This window comes from Serratia sp. JSRIV002 (assembly GCF_019968725.1).
GTDB classification, from domain to species: Bacteria; Pseudomonadota; Gammaproteobacteria; order Enterobacterales; family Enterobacteriaceae; genus Chania; species Chania fonticola_B.
On sequence record NZ_CP074145.1, the window covers coordinates 1 to 16,225 of the forward strand.

Consider the following 16,225-nt stretch of genomic DNA (forward strand, 5'->3'; position numbering starts at 1 on the left):
TGCACTTTGTTTTAATGAGACTATATAATTATGGATTATAAGAAAAAGTACTCATTCATCACTACTGTTATTCTTTTCCTCTTTATGGTAGCCTCTGTTCAGGCTGAGGGTGAGACAGTTGAATTTGAAACCAGAGCGCTCGGTCTGGGTGATAATAAAAATGTTAACCTGAGTGATTTTTCTCGTTCCGATTATATTCCTGAGGGTATTTATCCACTTACCTTAATGATTAATGATAGGGTAATTACTAATTATAACTTTAACATTATTAACGTAGAGGATAAAAGCCAGATCTGTTTTCCTCTTCAGATCGTCGAGAAATTTGATCTCAAAGAGGTTCCTTTGGCTCAGTTGAGAAAAAATACAATACCTGGCAATCCAGAATGCATTCTGATTACAGGCTACCAAGGGGCAACCACTCGAGTCGATCGTGAAAAGAGCATTCTGCTAGTAAGCGTACCACAGGCATTACTTAACTATAGCGATCCGGATTGGTCGCCACCGAGCCAATGGGATGATGGTGTTCCTGGGATCCTGTTTGATTATACCTTGAGTGGCAACTTGTATGGCCGGAGCGGCAGTACTAGCAATAGTATTGTTTCAAGCTTTGGCACTTTAGGAGCAAACTACAACTCTTGGCGCTTAAGAAGTAATTATCAGGCGTCATTGTACAGCAGTGGTTATGGTGAAAAAAAACGTCAATTTAGCACAACTGCAGTTTATGTAACCCGTTCGCTTAAAGAGGCTGGAGCGCACCTGACTATAGGCAAAAACTATCTTCAGTCTGATGTTTTCGGTTCGCTGAACTACCGAGGAGTCTCGATTTTCAGTGATGACCGTATGCTGCCTCCTGCTTTGCGTGGTTATGCCCCTAAATTAACAGGTGTGGCTAGAACTAATGCACGAGTCACCATCAGTCGAGGCGATAGTATTGTTTATGAAAAGATGGTACCACCGGGCCCATTTGTTATTGAAGATCTTACCAATAATACTTCTGGTCTGCTCACTATGTCCATTAGAGAAGAAGATGGGGAAGAGCAAACTTCCACCATTGAAACTTCGAACGTCCCTTTCTTGACCCGTTCCGGTCATATTCGCTATAAGGTTGTGCTAGGTCAAATGGTCGAAAGTTATGGATCATTTAAACCGATGTTGGCGACAGCAGAGGCCTCTATCGGTATTCTATCAGGCATTTCTTTGTTTGGTGGAACAATCCTGACAGATAAAGACTATTATGCGTTCAATAATGGGATTGGCTATGATATGGGGGGGCTGGGTGCTCTTTCTATTGATGTAACTCATGCCCGTGCCCATGTAAATTCCCAAAGCTTCGCAGGTGAAAGCTACCGGTTTAATTACTCGAAAGTCTTCGATAGTATTGACAGCCAGATCACTTTTGCCGGTTATCGTTTTTCAGAGAAGAATTATCTTTCTCTGGACAATCTAGCATTTATGAAATCAGCACCTAACTTTGCCGCCACTAACAAGGAAAACTATAACTTGGTCGCCAGCAAGAATTTTCATGATGTAGGATTATCAGTTAACTTAATTTATAACCGTCAAACTTATTGGCAGGATGTCTCTGACAGTAACAGCTATGGTCTTAGCGTTTCAAAATCTTTTGATATTGGTAACCTGAAAAACATAAATGCCTATGTATCGATTAACCGAACTGAGTTTAAAACTAGTTTTCTTTCGCAGGAGCAGAAAAACAACAATACGGTTTATTTAGGGTTGAGTATCCCTCTTGATTCGCATTCTTACCTCAGCACAGGAATGCAATTTAATAATAGTCAGTTTTCCCCGAGTACGACCTACACCAATAGTGCTGATTTACGCAATGTCTGGTCGATCGGTGCTAACACCAGTTCACCCAATTTTTACAGTCAAAGCAACTTGAATGGCAATATTGTGCAGAACCAAGATGCCTATTCCGCAGCTTTTAATGCCTCAGTAAATAAGGATAACTATTATCTGGGAGGGAGTATCAAATCTGGTATTACAGCGACCGAGTATGGGGTTGCAATGCACCGCGATGGTTATGCTGGCAATACACGTCTAATGATAGATACCAACGGTATTGAAGGCGTATATGTTGGCAACCAAAGTGCCAATGATACGCTGATGACTAATGCTCAAGGTATTACGATGATTAACAACGTACCGGACTATTATCGAACCAACTACACCATTGATACCAACCGTTTGCCAGACGATGTCGAAAGTACTGACCCAAACATTCAGATGGTGCTGACGGAGGGGGCTATCGGCTACCGTAAATTGAATCTTTATCGCGGTATCAAAGCATTGATCAAGCTCACTGACGCGCAGGGAAGAGCTATTCCTTTTGGCACCTCGGTTGACGATAGCCAACAGAAACGTCAGGTGGGTGTTGTGGGCGAAAATGGCGAAGTTTATGTCTCTGGTATCGCCGCAGGGGCTCGGTTGACCGCGTTGAACGGCGAAGGGCTACGTTGCACATTCATACTACCAAAACAAAATTTCTCATTATCATCCGTTGTGCCACTGACCTGTCGCAAGGACATATTTTCTTGAGGAGACTCACAATGATATCTAATACTTTTGTTAACCGCCGATCAATCGGATTATTTTTCCTCCTTACAGGTATAAGTGGCTCGGTCCAAGCTGCGATATCTATTGACCGAACTAGGGTAATTCTCATGGGTGATGATAAATCGTCTCCGGTTAATGTGATCAACCACAGCAAGACCTTGCCCTATCTGGCACAAACCTGGCTGGAAAATGAAGCAGGAGAAAAAATAAATTCACCACTGACCGCATTACCACCGCTGCAACGGATAGAAAAAGACAGCACCGTACAGGTCCGCGTGATGCCTTTGCCAGACGCCGCCAGATTGCCACAGGATCGAGAGTCACTGTTTTACTTCAACCTGCAGGAAATCCCTCCAAAATCCGATAAACCCAATGCGGTCCAGCTTGCTCTGCGCCTTAAGGTGAAGCTTTTCTATCGCCCAGCTAGCCTAAAGTCACAGGCCGAGAGTGTATGGCAGGAAGAGATTCGCTTGGAACCTGGCAGTCAGGGGATGAAATTTGTGAATCCTACACCATTCTTTATCATTTTGCCGGAAGTTGTGGTAGAGAAAGCAAGCCTATTGGGGAAAGATGAAGCCGTAACGCTGAAACCAAAGAGTGAAGTCATACTTTCAGCCATCAAGCCTCAAGTTCAAAAGATTACCCTTAAATACATCAATGACTATGGGGCTTACCAGCCATTGAACTATACCTGTACTGTCAAGCAATGTGTAAGGGATAAGTCATGATGATTAGGATTATATTCTTAGGCATGCTAATACTATATTCCATAATGAGTAGTGCGATAGCTGGGCCTATTATAAATTGTGTTTGGGATAATACTAAATTTTTTCCATTGACCACTAGAGGATTTAAAGAAGTCATTGATGCAGCTATTACTAGCCATACAGAGGAGTACAATTGTAATTCTGATGGACAATGCCTTAAGCGCATCTACTATACTGTTCCTAACCAGACCTTTACAGTAACAGCTTCAAATTCGGTAACTTGCATCAATAATGGAGATAGTGCCGGCGATATTAAATATCAGTTTTATCGTATACTTAGTCAGACTCCACATAATTACAAAGGGTTAACGATGTTTGTACCAGGAGGTGGTGCTTGGCTAACATTAGATGGTCGTCCTGCGGGTATCTCTATATGGCAAGACGGGACCCTTGCACCTTGCGAGAAAAATTGTACAAATATAAGAACCGGATCGCCGCAGTATCGTAAAATATTTTCTCTTACTTTTACTGCGTCACCAATCTTGACTAGATCATATGATTACAATTCACTTCGATGGGATGCACCGGATTATATAGGGAATTGGTCTGTAGACTCTCGAAGTCCGGTAACTTGGGCTACTATACCAGTCTGCATTTCTAATCAAAATAATTCTACTTGTGGTCAATATCTTGGTGGGATGGGCAGTGGTGGTAATTTAGTTCCCCCACCACCACCGACCCCTCAGTGTACACTAAAAATAACTACGCCAGATATCGTCCAATTCCAGCCAATATCATCTGATGACTTGAGCCGTAATCGGGTAAGAATGGAAGATTTTACGCTTACAGCGACTAAGGGACCTGTTCAGTCCGAGGTCTGCATTGGAAATGTCTATAATCTCCCTGGTGAAATTAAAACCGAAGGAGGGTATTCCATCAGCAGCACATTCTGGGGGATTAACCATTCTAGTGGGATATCACAAGGTATCGGCCTGAAAATTTATGATTTGGATGAGGGAAATTACATGCAGTTCAATCATCGTTACTCAAACTTTATTAAAAATATCCGCACGATTAGTGAGACCAAAAGGTTCCGTGCAGAGATTGCTGCCAGCACTAATGATTTAAAAAAGATAAAATCAGGAGAATATAGCCAGGTATTGACGTTTGAAGTCAGAATACCTTAACGATCAATATTAATTGTTGGAGGGGAGCCCTCCAACTTTCGGTCATCTGGAGTGAATAATGATAAGAATACTCTATTCTTTATTGATTTATCTTTATTTGATTAATATGGCACAAGCAGAGATTGTGGCAACTAGTCGGACGACGTTTAAAGGCAACATTACTATTGCTACCTGTAATATAGTTGTAGGTGATGACAGCCAGACCGTAAACATGGGAGAGATATCCACGGCTGAGTTGGAGGTTCGGGGGCGTTCAACCCCGGTTCCTTTCACAATAGGTTTGTATGGCTGTAATGCTGCAGATAAAATTGTTAAGACACTGTTCGACCAAACCGGTCGGGGGGGCAGTGGCTCAGTGATCACGGTCAATGGCATCAGCGGCGTTGGTCTAAGCCTTCAGGACGGTGCTGGTAATCCAATTTATTTTAACCAGAATACTGCCGGGCAGAAGATTCAGGCTGGGGATAACGTGCTGCTCTATTCAGCCTATCTGGTAAAAACAGGTACAGTGCAAGCGGGCAACTTTTCTCGTTTGCTACATTATACGTTGTCCTATGAATAGCGTTGGGCGTTCTATCATGTCCATGGCTCCACTTCTGCGGCAATACCTGTGAGGCGCAGCAGTAGCGGCGTACGCCTATGAGACAGGTACCGCAGGCGAGCAGCGTTCGACCGCGAGTTTGGTCCAGTCGCTGAAGGTGTCGCCGTATTTGTCGAGATAGTGGCTCCAGCCATCATCGTGCTTGAACAGCAGCTTTGCGGGGCGCGGAATATACATGGTGCAGAGTCTACAGTGCAGCAGCAGGCTGGAAAAGGGCGTCGGCGTTAGCCGGCTCACGGCACAGGCGTGCACATTTTATGAGGGGGTCAATGTGGCGGTGGTGCATGTCCCACCGCGAGGGTCTTGGTGCGCTCAGGGGTTGTGTCGCATTAAGGCGTTGTCAGGTAACATGCTGTTTTTTGATGTTACCTGACTATGTCTCTGATCCGAAGAGCCTTTAAACGCCTGCATTATCCTGTCGATATTATCGCGCAATGTGTTCGCGGGTACCTCGCTTATTCACTGAGCCTGCGAAACCTCGAAGAGATAATGGCAGAGCGTGGAATTGTCCTTGACCATTCGACGCTGCACCGTTGGGTTATCCGCCTGGTACCGCTGCTGGATAAAGCTTTTCGCCGACACAAGCGCACAATAGGTCGGCGGTGGCGAATGGATGAAACCTACATCAAAATCAAAGGACAGTGGAAATATCTGTACCGCGCGGTAGATACTTCAGGCCAGACTATCGACTTCCTGCTGGCCGCTAAACGGGATACCGCAGCGGCGCTGCGCTTCTTTCGCAAAGCCATTCGTCATCACGGCGAACTCGAGGTGGTGACCATTGATAAAAGTGGAGCCAACACGGCAGCGCTGACTACACTCAACACCGACAAACCAGAAGAAGAAACCATTACTGTCAGACAGAACAAGTATCTGAATAATCTAGTTGAACAAGATCACCGCAACATCAAACGCCGCATACGCCCGATGCTGGGATTCAACTCGTTTCGACGAGCACAGACGATCCTGGCCGGCATCGAACTGATCTATATGATACGAAAAGGACAATATCAACATCCGCAAAGTGAGGGATTGTCGCCTGCGGGACAATTCTACTTGCTGGCTGCTTAAATAACCGACAGAGCAACTTTTGCCAACTTCATATCACTAATGCGACAGAATCCATTTTATTATCCTTAAGATTTCAGGCATTCCTGAAAAGACCCATTCAATTATTTTAATCAGCGTTCGTCCATTACCATAACTCGCGTAAGAAGGATTGTAACTCAACAATTATTGTAGTTAACATATTTAGGAGGACTTTTTCTTCTAAATCCAAAGTAAATAGCAGAAAGATAAATAGCCATATATCTTTCTGCCATCTCGATAAACTTTGATGTGATAGATATCTTACGTTTGCTGGTGCATAATGTCAGAAAACCATTTTTTTCGGCATCATTCAAACACCTTTTTAAATGTGACCGTGAGACTCCGCACTCCTTAGCCACATTTACCAACTCAAAATCAAAGGAAAGTGCTTTGCTTCTAATGTATTTAACATAAATACTAGTTATTATCATATGCCCTGAATCCCTCATTATAAATGTAGAGCTAGCAGGGTGTATTAAATGCATGAAGTTACCTGTAAAAATTATCTTTGAGTAATTAATAAAAAAATAACGCAATGATTCGTTACTGTTCACACAATAATCCCCACTAAATATTTCCATTAATGGTTTTGCCATGCTATTAATAAGTGTTTTAGCCTCTAGTAACGCTCTTTCTGTCAGGTAATAAGTTAATTTTCTATTATCGAAGTCTGACTTTATAACCTTTATTAAACCAAGTACTCTTAGCGTCATTATAAAACTGCTTATTGAATTCATGCTAATTAAGTCAATTCTCCCGCAACGTCGCTTTACATCCTCTATATACGAGGGTTCACTAGTGTAGTATACCGAAAGTATAAATAATAGAATTATAAATCTGCTCGAGTTGAAAATTGATTTAAAGAAGAAAGGTTTTTTTTTGAAGCTATCCTGTATTAAATCATGATGGGCTAATACAGCCCTTTCGAATCCCGATTGCTTTGCTATCTCATAGGATAGATAATTTAAATATATTCTTATATCATTGGTTTCTCTATCAATAGTAGTCATGCATCCCACTTTACTTATCAAATAATATAACTCTCTTGACTATAAAATATCATCCTCAACAGCCAGAGTAAATAGGGGTTCTACGCCGGAACCGCCGAAATTTCCGTTACCCCAGCTTCAGCCCGGCAACCAGCGCATCCAGGTCAACAATCTCATCGCTGCTCTGGAAGGTATAATATCTGTTCAGCAAAATGCGTTGCCAGGTCACCGGTGATATCCTTGCGTAAAAATGCCGGTTTTTTCATTCTTTTTAATCCCAAATCTGCTTTTTAGGCGCTCTGATCCAGAGCCGGTTCCTGAAGCCATCGTTTTTTCTCCATCCACTGCAGCCTGGCCGACAGTAATTCTATCGCATACCTGCCAGCCTCGACGCCGGCAAATCGCAGCCTAACACCGCACAAGATGCATTGGTATGGACCTGTGCCCAGGGGAAGCCTTTCATCAACACCGCGAACTCGGGCCGTTTGGGCTTATCCCGCACCGTCATCGACAGCGCTTCGTAGACCTTCGGCAACAGGTGGCCCCGTTTGCGGTTGGTCAAAAAGCAGTAGTAACGCACCATCTTAAAATGCCGCGCTGGTATATGGCTGACGTAACGCTGCAGCATCTCCTCCTGGCTGACTTTCTGGCGTTTATGTTGCTGTGTGCGGTGAACGTAATACTGATGCACCATAGCCCCGCCGCGATAGTGGCGCAGCTGCGAAGCCGCCACCGGTAGGCGCTTCAGATAACGGCCCAGGTATTTCACGCTGCGCCAGGCACCGCGGGTCTTTTTGGCGAAGTGGACCTTCCATGAACGGCGATATTGCGCATGCAGGTAACGATGCCACAGGTCTTCATTATGATATGGCCAAGGCCCAGCAGGCCGCCAGGGTTAATGTGCGCGTAGTTGTCGCGCAGCAGGTAAACCACGGCGTTGCGCCAGATGGCTTCTACCTCTTTCTTTTTAAAGAGTAGCGACCGCCAGCCGTTGTGTTTGATGTCGAGACTACCGCGGGTGACGGAGACGTGGATTGCGGATGCTGATTGAGCTGGCGTCCGTAGGTGTGCAGCGCGCAAAATATACCGACTTCGATACCTTGCCGGCGCGCCCAGCGGAGCATGGCCCGGGTGGCGCAGCGAAACAGGTCATTGAGCAGGGGCCAGTTGTTGTTGAAGACGGCCACAACTGCTGCAGGCCTTGGACTTGCAGCTCTGGCAGAAAAAGCGGGAATGGGTGCAGTCCGGTGAGGCGCAGCAGTAACGGCGCACGCCCATGGCGCAGGTGCCGCAGGCGAGCATGCGCTCGACGGCGAGTTTGCTCCAGTCGCTGAGGGCATCGCCGTGTTTGTCGAGATAGCGGCTCCAGCCGTCGTCATGCTGGAACAGCAATTTTGCGGGTCGCGGAATGTACATGGTGCAGGGCAGAGGACAGGAAAAGGGCGTCGGCGCCAACCGGCTCACGTCGCAGGCGTGCTCATTTTATGCGGGTGTTGCGGCAGGGGGCATGCGCCCCCGTGCGAGCTATAGGTCTGTCAGACGGCGTCGGCGTTGAGGTGAGGCTGTATCTTAAAGACGGTTGAGGCAGCGCTGCCGTGCTCGCCCCGCAGGGGCGCTACGTTCACACTACCTGAGGATATTATGAAAGGGGAATTGAGGCCGTTAAATCTAAATATAAACAATAAATTATCTCCTTAACGTGGTTTTTTACATCATTGGAACCTCGAGCCCCTATGTGGAGTTTTTAATTCTTAACAAAAAAGAACAGTGCATCATGGAACTTTATCGGTGACAATGATTTAAGAGGGTATATGCTGATAGTAAAGGAATCGCGAAGATGAGGGTTATATTTAACCGAGGCGCTATGCTATCTAAGATCACTATCCAATGGTGAGGTGAAGTTAGTTCTATATGCTGACTTTGATCAGTTAAGATATGGCTATTTAAATTATCTCACAGGCCCGGCCTGGGTAACAAATAAAGAATCACTAGTATCAGAAATAGAAGGGTTGATAAATAATTTTAATACCAATGGAGTTGAGTCTGTATATTATTAATAAATACAAAAACAAACCACTTGACACAATGCGAGCTTAACTATCTTACATGTTTTTTGAAAGGTATGACAGCGGAGGTTATATCAAAAAATTCGGTAGATCTAAAAAGACAATTTACTCACACAGAAGAAGTATACTTGATGGTTAGGAAACTCAATCGGTCATTATTAGGTTTCCTAACCATGAACTGTGGCGATGAATACCTCCATATGGTGAGGGTTGTCGCGTGATAATGAGTAAAAATGCCAGTTTGGCCGTGTTTGATATCGAGGCCGCCACGAGTAATGGAAACGTGAATGTGCGGATGCTGATTGAGCTGGCGGCCGTAGGTATGCAGGGTGCAGAAGATGCCGACTTCGATACCCAGCTTGCGCGCGTGCCTGAGCATGGTGCGGGTGACACAGCGAAAGAGGTCGTTGAGCAGCGGCCAGTTGTTGTTTGAAGAAAGGCCACAGCAAGTGCGGCATGGTGAAGGTGATATGTTGTCAGTCACATGTCGGGCAGGATGTACTGCTGCTCGGTAATCCATTGATCGGTGGCCTTGAGGCCGCAGCTGCTGCAGTCCTTGGACTTGCAGGTCTGGCAGAGAAACGGTTCAGGCAGCAACGTAGGTCTACTCGCGTCTGCAGTGGTATTGCATACCATGAAACATCTGAAAAATAACATATCGCGCATTCAGCCTGACGTGACAGGCCTGATGTAATAATTAGCTGAGTCTGTCCGAAGATGTTAATCCCGGAGTATGGGTTGGTTTTAAAAAGTCCAAAACAGATTCAGAATAACTCTCAAGTAATGAGGGGGGGGATGACAGCTAATTACCCATAGACAAATAATTAAGGACTTATGGATGAGAATCTGGCCTTTAACCAACATCGCTTCATACCTGATGGCAATCTGTAGTGCTTCAGTGTTTTGCCATACCGCACATGCAGCTATGTATGTATATCCGATGGAGACTACAGTCGGAGAAAACGGCACATCTCAGATAAGGGTAATATCCCATAATGATGAAGTTGAGTTCGTTAAAATAAAGTTAAAAAAAATCACAAACCCCGGAACCAGAAATGAGCGCGAAGTGGAGTTCGATATGTCTGACGCCGACCAGATTATTGTTGCGCCACAGAAAATAGCCTTGTCGGCTGGCGGAGAGCGGGTCGTTAGAATTGTATCAATGAGCCCTCCAGAGAAAGAAACTACCTGGCGCGTATATTTTGAAGGAGTAAGTGAGACAGCTTTCAATTCTTTTTCAGATAAAAAGAATCAGGAGGAAAAAGCAACCAAGGTTGGAGTTAATATTATATGGGGTGCACTGGTTCACGTGGCTCCACGTAAAGCCGAGGCGAGCCTTAAATATATTCCATCAACGGGGAGTGTCATCAACGACGGAACCATTCGCATCCCGGTGACAGAAGTCGGCGTGTGTAACCCAGCCGGAGAATGTAGCTGGAAAAAAAAGGCGCTGACAGTTTATCCGGAAAGCGAAACCTCCATCCAGGAAATGCACTTCTCTCCTAGTAACACCTACAAAATAAAGTATTTCAACTGGACGAAGAACAGGACAGAAGAAACCGAACTGCCTGCATCGCAGGCTGATTACCCCCCCTTTCAGTTAAAGGGCAATGTAAACCTAAAAGGAAATCTCAATGAAAAGTAATTTCAAAATCGCTCTCGGCGCTGCCGCGTTGATCGCCGCATTCAGCGCCAGCGCCGTCCAGCGTGATATCACCGTAACCGCCAGCATCGATCCTAGCATTGAGGTGACGAAGGCCGATGGCTCCCCACTGCCTGCGGCTGTTGAGATGCAATATCTCCCGGGCAAAGGTCTTCAGCCCTATCAGCAACAGATTAAGTTCTGGTCTAACATGGAGGATAGGGCCCTGAACGTGAGCCTAGCTTCGGAGCCTTCGCTGATCGACCGCGCGGGCGCAAACCCTATTCCGTTGAGCATATCCGTCAACGGCCAGACGCTGACCACTTCAGCCACTTCCTTCGCTTATGCAACGACGTTCCCTGGTGGTTTAACTAACGGTTCCTCTGCAATGCCTCTGGTCATTGCCCAGAAAACGCCGGGCGTCATTACATCGCCGGCCGGCACCTACAGCGGCATAGTCAGTCTTGTGGTTACTCAGGCCACTGCTCCCGCTGGTCAATAATCTTTGAACAACTAACTTTAACGGGGCCAGCGCCCCGTTTTCATCACGGATATCGTTAAGTCGGGAAGACAGAAATGCGTATCAGGTTGAAGCTTATTTCTGCTGCCACCGCGGCGGCATTATCTGCGGTCATAGGCGTTCAAGCCGCAGTCAGCGTACCCGCGGGATTTGAAGAGCTTGCGCGCGGACAGAATATGATGCTGGACGTATCTCTCTATGGTGAAAGTCTCGGCGTCTTTCAGGCTAGGGTCGACCTTGAGGACGTGCAGTTCTTACAGCCAGGAGCGCTTGTTGGAGCCGTGCTAAAGAAGTTTTCGGACGCTCCCGGGCTTGAGGCCCTCCTCAGCAGTTCTCTTAATTCTCCGCTCAAGCGCAACGGCAACCTTGCCTGCGGCACCAACGGCAGGGCGCCAGGATGCGACTATATTGAAACTGACAGAGTGGCTATTATATACGACGAGAACAATGCCAGAGTCGGTCTGTTTCTTGGCGGTCAGTACCGGCTGTCAAAAAAAAAGGAAGAAGTTTACTACGATGCCAGCGCGGAGAGCAAAAATGCGCTGGTGCACCAGCAGAACCTCAACTTTGTTGCCGACAGAGACTACCAGTCTGCCTCCGTGCAAGGTAACGGTTCGCTAGGAGTAACGGAGACTGGCTATCTGAACATTGACTGGAACTGGCAGGGGCAGCGGTCGCGCTCAGCCAGCATGCAGAAGGCATATGTCACAAACGCATATTTTCGTCAAGACCTGCTGAAACGCGTATATCTCCAGGGGGGGCTCATGGACGCCCGGGATATCTTCAGTAACGCCGGCGGGAATATTAACCTCAGCCAACTGCCCCTGGGCAAAATTCGCGGGGCACGCGTAGGGTCAACCCTGTCATGGATCAACATGGATAAGGTCTCTCGGGGCACCCCCATTAACGTTTTTCTCTCTCGGGACTCCCGGGTGGACGCCTACCGTGACGGTCAGCTTCTCTCCTCTTTCTACCTGAAGGCCGGTGCACAGGAGCTTGATACGCGAACCTTTCCGGCAGGCAGCTATGCCGTCACCCTGCGGGTGTATGAAAACAACCAGTTGGTCAGAACCGAGAGCGTACCCTATACCGGTACCGGCGGCGCCCCTCTCAGCTCATTCCAGTGGTTTGTACAAGCCGGTAACGTAAGCGACGACAGCGGTACAGCGCGCCGCTCTTATGATGACGACAGGAACGTTGTGCAGGGCGGACTTCGCCTGCCAGTGAACGAAAACGCGTCCGTTACCGCCGGCGCGGCTCTTTTCGGTGCAGCCCGCTACTGGGAGGGGGCTGCCGACTGGGGGCACGGCTTCGAAATGGGGCCCGTTGACGGCACGCTGACGACCCGTGCCAGCTACCTATACGGCACAGACGGATCGCGCGGTAATATTCAGCAGTTTAACTACAATGACGGCTTTTCGCTGAGCTTCTACCGTTCGGCGATGGTCGCCCCCGACTGCAACAGCCAGGGGGCGCACCGTTACAGCTACAGCGGGTGCTATAAAAGTACGAACGTGATGCTGTCTGTGCCCTTTTTAAAATGGTACGGCACGCTGGGCTATGCGCTTAGCAGTAACGAAGGCCGCTACGTCTACCGCCGAGACCTGCCCGAGGATGACGGTAATAGTCAGGCAGGGATACCCTGGGAGCAGGTGTATCAGACCCGGTCGCGCAGCCGCACCTGGCAGACAGGCATCACGCGATATTTCAGCTGGGAAAGCCTCAACGTGAATGCAGGCTTTAACGTCTTTATGCGCAAAGACACCGGATATGACGGTACGGACAAAGGCATGTTCCTCACTTTTACCCTGTCGCACGCGGGCAGCGGCGCTGGTCAGTTAAGAAGCTCCTCCTCTGCGGGAGCAAGCTGGCAGACCAGCCGGCGCGGCAGCAACCAACTGGGCTATAACGCTACCTACAGTCGTTATATGGGCGTAAGCGGAGAGAGCGAGCTTGGAGCATCCCTGTACGGCGTAAACACGGATACGGTGACCACCTCCGCGTACGGTCGTGCCGGCGGGCAATACGGCAACGGTGCGCTTACGGTCAGTGACGCCTGGAGTAAGTCAGACGGCATGCACAGGCTGAGCAGCAGCGGTAGCTACAGTTCTTCACTAGCGGTTGACCGCAGCGGTCCGCTCTGGGGGCGGTGGGGAAATGGAACGCCTTCGTCGGCCGTAATGATTGGTGTGGAGCAGGACGATGAGCAAAAGGACTCCCGGGTCAGCGTTTCACTGGACAGCGGCGGACGCAGCGACGTGAGCGGTAACGGCCGCGCTCTGTTTACCGTGCCGGGCTACCGGCAGACCACGTTCAGCGTTACCGATTCCGCGTCTTCACCGAACAGTATCAGCAGCGAACTCCGTAAGGGCGGCGGCTCGCGCACTGTCTTTTTGATCCCGGGCAAGGTATTTAGCCGAAGCGTTGAGGTGGATACCCGCTACACGTGGCTGGGCAGGATGACTGACGCGCAGCGCCGGCCGCTTGAGGGCGGTATCCCGCTGAATGTCGCGTCCTGGACGCCGCTCGGCGGTGGGGGTGTCATGCTGGAAACATCAAGACGACTGGAGACGCTGTACGTCATGAAAGACAGCAAATTCTGGCGGTGCAGCATGAAGGTAAGGGCCGTGCGCGACGTGGTGCGCTACGTGGGCACCATGGTGTGCGAAAACACGGACGTGGCGAACCTACCGGGCGAGGAGAAAAAGCAGGTTGAGCTGATGACCGCCGGCGTGAGTCGTGACGCGAAGCCGACCGCATTGACCGGCTCGTGAATGCGCCGCGAGTATGGTTGATGGGAAATTACAATATAAACTCAGGTAGTGAAAACGCCAGGAGATGGAATGAAAAAAAGACATGTTATTTGCCTGCTGTCCGCACTGTTATTATGCTTTGTTTCGTCGGCAAGTGCGGAGCTCCCGACCACCGAAATAACCGATTTTTCGGCAACTTATGACGCGTCATCCGTACCGTCCAGCCTGTTCATATGGGACGCGCAGACTAAAGGTTCGGGCTCTGAGGCTTCGACAGTGACCATGGTATGCCAGAGTACCACGGATACCGCCCATGGGGCGTGCCCCGACTCACCCGTATGGCAGTCTGCCATAGCAGACGGACAGATAACTCTGAGATTCGTGCAGGACGACACCCATGCCGAACGCGATATCATTATTACTAACAGAAGGTTTAACGGGGTAAGTAATCGTCCAGTTTGGAATGCGATAAATGCTGCAAATTTTGAGATAGCGCCTGTTTTTTCCTATTTCATATCACAGGCTGACCTTCGTAACCTCACCGGCGGCGTCTGGCGGGCGACTCTTATTATGAATTATCGAAAATGGCCGCACGGAGATCTGAATGCGACTTGGACGGCCAATATCGTTCTGACGGTGACGGACCTGAACAACCAGCAGCTCTACTTTCCGGAGTTTCCCTACGCCGCGCCGCAAGTGGACCTTAACCTGTCGAACCGCCCGGGCACGGCTAATAACCATTCGGCCAGCGGAAGCGTATCTCTGGACATGTGCCTCTATGACGGCAGCAACGGCACAAGCGAGCGCATCGATATGCTGTTTCAGGACGAAGGGTCAGACGCACCAGGAAGACCGGACGGAATGTTCTCCGTCTACCGCACGGGGGGGAATAAGTCCAGCCAGACGGACCGGCTTGACTATCAGGTCAGCGTGATTGACCCGACGACGGGGACTTCCCGGACGGTGTCTAACGGTAAGGATATTAGCTGGTCCAACATCAACAGGCGTAACATACTGCGCCAGGTCGTCCTGCCGGGAAGGTCCGGGGTTTCGCTGTGCGTGCCGGCACCTATAACGCTGACGACTCCGGTCTTCCCGCTGGCGGCCAAGGCGGCGGGCCGTTATACCGGCAGGCTGAAGATTATCTATACGCCATCAACACAGAGTAGCGTCTCCCAGTGATATAAAGGATCTTAAGGGGGCAATCTCAAAATCAGGGTTGTGGCCATGGTTAGGAAAGTAAGCGTCTCAATTAGACCGTCTGTGCAGCAGACGGTCTAATTGAGACGCTTACTTTCACCCAGCCTTATCTACGTTTCCGAAATACCTGGAAGAGCATGCGGGATTCTATCGCATTAGTGATATGAAGTTGGCAAAAGTTGCTCTGTCGGTTATTTAAGCAGCCAGCAAGTAGAATTGTCCCGCAGGCGACAATCCCTCACTTTGCGGATGTTGATATTGTCCTTTTCGTATCATATAGATCAGTTCGATGCCGGCCAGGATCGTCTGTGCTCGTCGAAACGAGTTGAATCCCAGCATCGGGCGTATGCGGCGTTTGATGTTGCGGTGATCTTGTTCAACTAGATTATTCAGATACTTGTTCTGTCTGACAGTAATGGTTTCTTCTTCTGGTTTGTCGGTGTTGAGTGTAGTCAGCGCTGCCGTGTTGGCTCCACTTTTATCAATGGTCACCACCTCGGGTTCGCCGTGATGACGAATGGCTTTGCGAAAGAAGCGCAGCGCCGCTGTGGTATCCCGTTTAGCGGCCAGCAGGAAGTCGATAGTCTGGCCTGAAGTATCTACCGCACGGTACAGATATTTCCACCGCCCTTTGATTTTGATATAGGTTTCATCCATTCGCCATCGACGCCCCACGGGACGTTTATGTCGGCGAAAGGCCTTATCCAGCAGCGGTACCAGACGGATGACCCAACGGTGCAATGTCGAGTGGTCAAGGACAATTCCACGCTCTGCCATTATCTCTTCGAGGTTTCGCAGGCTCAGTGAGTAAGCCAGGTAACAGCGGACGCACAGGGCTATCACATCAATGGGATAATGCAGACGACTGAAGGGTTTTCGGATCAGAGGCATAGTCAG

Annotated in this window: 11 protein-coding genes and 2 pseudogenes; 9 read left to right on the forward strand and 4 right to left on the reverse strand. The window is 48.6% G+C overall.

The genetic code is table 11. From position 1 onward, the window contains the following. Positions 1 to 30 precede the first annotated feature (30 nt). The 5 genes from KGP26_RS29195 to KGP26_RS29215 all read left to right on the forward strand — a co-directional run bounded on the left by KGP26_RS29195 (position 31) and on the right by KGP26_RS29215 (position 6,140). Positions 31 to 2,556, forward strand: a complete 2,526-nt coding sequence (locus tag KGP26_RS29195; RefSeq protein ID WP_223665738.1) for a fimbria/pilus outer membrane usher protein — start codon at positions 31 to 33, stop codon at positions 2,554 to 2,556. Between the two features lie 11 nt (positions 2,557 to 2,567). Next, positions 2,568 to 3,302: a fimbria/pilus periplasmic chaperone gene (locus KGP26_RS29200; protein WP_223665739.1), complete on the forward strand. Its 735-nt coding sequence runs from the start codon at positions 2,568 to 2,570 to the stop codon at positions 3,300 to 3,302. Continuing rightward, positions 3,299 to 4,468, forward strand: a complete 1,170-nt coding sequence (locus KGP26_RS29205) for a hypothetical protein (protein WP_223665740.1) — start codon at positions 3,299 to 3,301, stop codon at positions 4,466 to 4,468. The genes KGP26_RS29200 and KGP26_RS29205 overlap by 4 nt, the downstream gene beginning before the upstream one ends. Positions 4,469 to 4,526: 58 nt before the next feature. Next, entirely contained in the window at positions 4,527 to 5,030 is a 504-nt protein-coding gene (locus tag KGP26_RS29210) for a fimbrial protein (RefSeq protein WP_223665741.1), read from the forward strand. A 414-nt stretch (positions 5,031 to 5,444) separates the two neighbouring features. Further along, on the forward strand, positions 5,445 to 6,140 hold the full coding sequence (locus KGP26_RS29215) for an IS6 family transposase (protein ID WP_223665742.1): 696 nt from the start codon (positions 5,445 to 5,447) through the stop codon (positions 6,138 to 6,140). 155 nt (positions 6,141 to 6,295) lie between these two features. On the opposite strand, the gene KGP26_RS29220 is transcribed toward KGP26_RS29215, so the two are convergent. The 3 genes and pseudogenes from KGP26_RS29220 to KGP26_RS29240 form a co-directional block, all read right to left on the reverse strand. Continuing rightward, on the reverse strand, positions 6,296 to 7,168 hold the full coding sequence (locus KGP26_RS29220) for a hypothetical protein (RefSeq protein ID WP_223665743.1): 873 nt from the start codon (positions 7,166 to 7,168) through the stop codon (positions 6,296 to 6,298). Positions 7,169 to 7,437: 269 nt separating this feature from the next. Further along, positions 7,438 to 8,563: pseudogene (locus tag KGP26_RS30480) on the reverse strand (transposase). Between the two features lie 897 nt (positions 8,564 to 9,460). Beyond that, positions 9,461 to 9,792, reverse strand: a pseudogene (locus KGP26_RS29240) (transposase); the annotation flags it as partial. A 259-nt stretch (positions 9,793 to 10,051) separates the two neighbouring features. Between KGP26_RS29240 and KGP26_RS29245 the strand changes: the two are divergent. The 4 genes from KGP26_RS29245 (at position 10,052) to KGP26_RS29260 (ending at position 15,310) form a co-directional block, all read left to right on the forward strand. Further along, positions 10,052 to 10,858, forward strand: coding sequence for a fimbrial protein (locus KGP26_RS29245; RefSeq protein ID WP_223665746.1), 807 nt, complete (start codon positions 10,052 to 10,054; stop codon positions 10,856 to 10,858). Beyond that, positions 10,848 to 11,357, forward strand: coding sequence for a CS1 type fimbrial major subunit (locus KGP26_RS29250; protein ID WP_223665747.1), 510 nt, complete (start codon positions 10,848 to 10,850; stop codon positions 11,355 to 11,357). The genes KGP26_RS29245 and KGP26_RS29250 overlap by 11 nt, the downstream gene beginning before the upstream one ends. A gap of 74 nt (positions 11,358 to 11,431) precedes the next feature. Beyond that, positions 11,432 to 14,149 (forward strand): TcfC E-set like domain-containing protein, encoded by a 2,718-nt coding sequence (locus tag KGP26_RS29255; protein ID WP_223665748.1) that lies wholly within the window; start codon positions 11,432 to 11,434, stop codon positions 14,147 to 14,149. Between the two features lie 69 nt (positions 14,150 to 14,218). Beyond that, entirely contained in the window at positions 14,219 to 15,310 is a 1,092-nt protein-coding gene (locus tag KGP26_RS29260; RefSeq protein ID WP_223665749.1) for a CfaE/CblD family pilus tip adhesin, read from the forward strand. Between the two features lie 213 nt (positions 15,311 to 15,523). On the opposite strand, the gene KGP26_RS29265 is transcribed toward KGP26_RS29260, so the two are convergent. Next, positions 15,524 to 16,219, reverse strand: a complete 696-nt coding sequence (locus tag KGP26_RS29265) for an IS6 family transposase (RefSeq protein ID WP_223665750.1) — start codon at positions 16,217 to 16,219, stop codon at positions 15,524 to 15,526. Positions 16,220 to 16,225 lie beyond the last annotated feature (6 nt).

Bases quoted from the DNA above. Each gene is read 5' to 3' on its own strand.
- KGP26_RS29195 (WP_223665738.1), top strand. From the start codon at position 31: ATGGATTATAAGAAAAAGTACTCATTCATCACTACTGTTATTCTTTTC.
- KGP26_RS29200 (WP_223665739.1), top strand. From the start codon at position 2,568: ATGATATCTAATACTTTTGTTAACCGCCGATCAATCGGATTATTTTTC.
- KGP26_RS29205 (WP_223665740.1), top strand. From the start codon at position 3,299: ATGATGATTAGGATTATATTCTTAGGCATGCTAATACTATATTCCATA.
- KGP26_RS29210 (WP_223665741.1), top strand. From the start codon at position 4,527: ATGATAAGAATACTCTATTCTTTATTGATTTATCTTTATTTGATTAAT.
- KGP26_RS29215 (WP_223665742.1), top strand. From the start codon at position 5,445: ATGTCTCTGATCCGAAGAGCCTTTAAACGCCTGCATTATCCTGTCGAT.
- KGP26_RS29220 (WP_223665743.1), bottom strand. From the start codon at position 7,168: ATGACTACTATTGATAGAGAAACCAATGATATAAGAATATATTTAAAT.
- KGP26_RS29245 (WP_223665746.1), top strand. From the start codon at position 10,052: ATGAGAATCTGGCCTTTAACCAACATCGCTTCATACCTGATGGCAATC.
- KGP26_RS29250 (WP_223665747.1), top strand. From the start codon at position 10,848: ATGAAAAGTAATTTCAAAATCGCTCTCGGCGCTGCCGCGTTGATCGCC.
- KGP26_RS29255 (WP_223665748.1), top strand. From the start codon at position 11,432: ATGCGTATCAGGTTGAAGCTTATTTCTGCTGCCACCGCGGCGGCATTA.
- KGP26_RS29260 (WP_223665749.1), top strand. From the start codon at position 14,219: ATGAAAAAAAGACATGTTATTTGCCTGCTGTCCGCACTGTTATTATGC.
- KGP26_RS29265 (WP_223665750.1), bottom strand. From the start codon at position 16,219: ATGCCTCTGATCCGAAAACCCTTCAGTCGTCTGCATTATCCCATTGAT.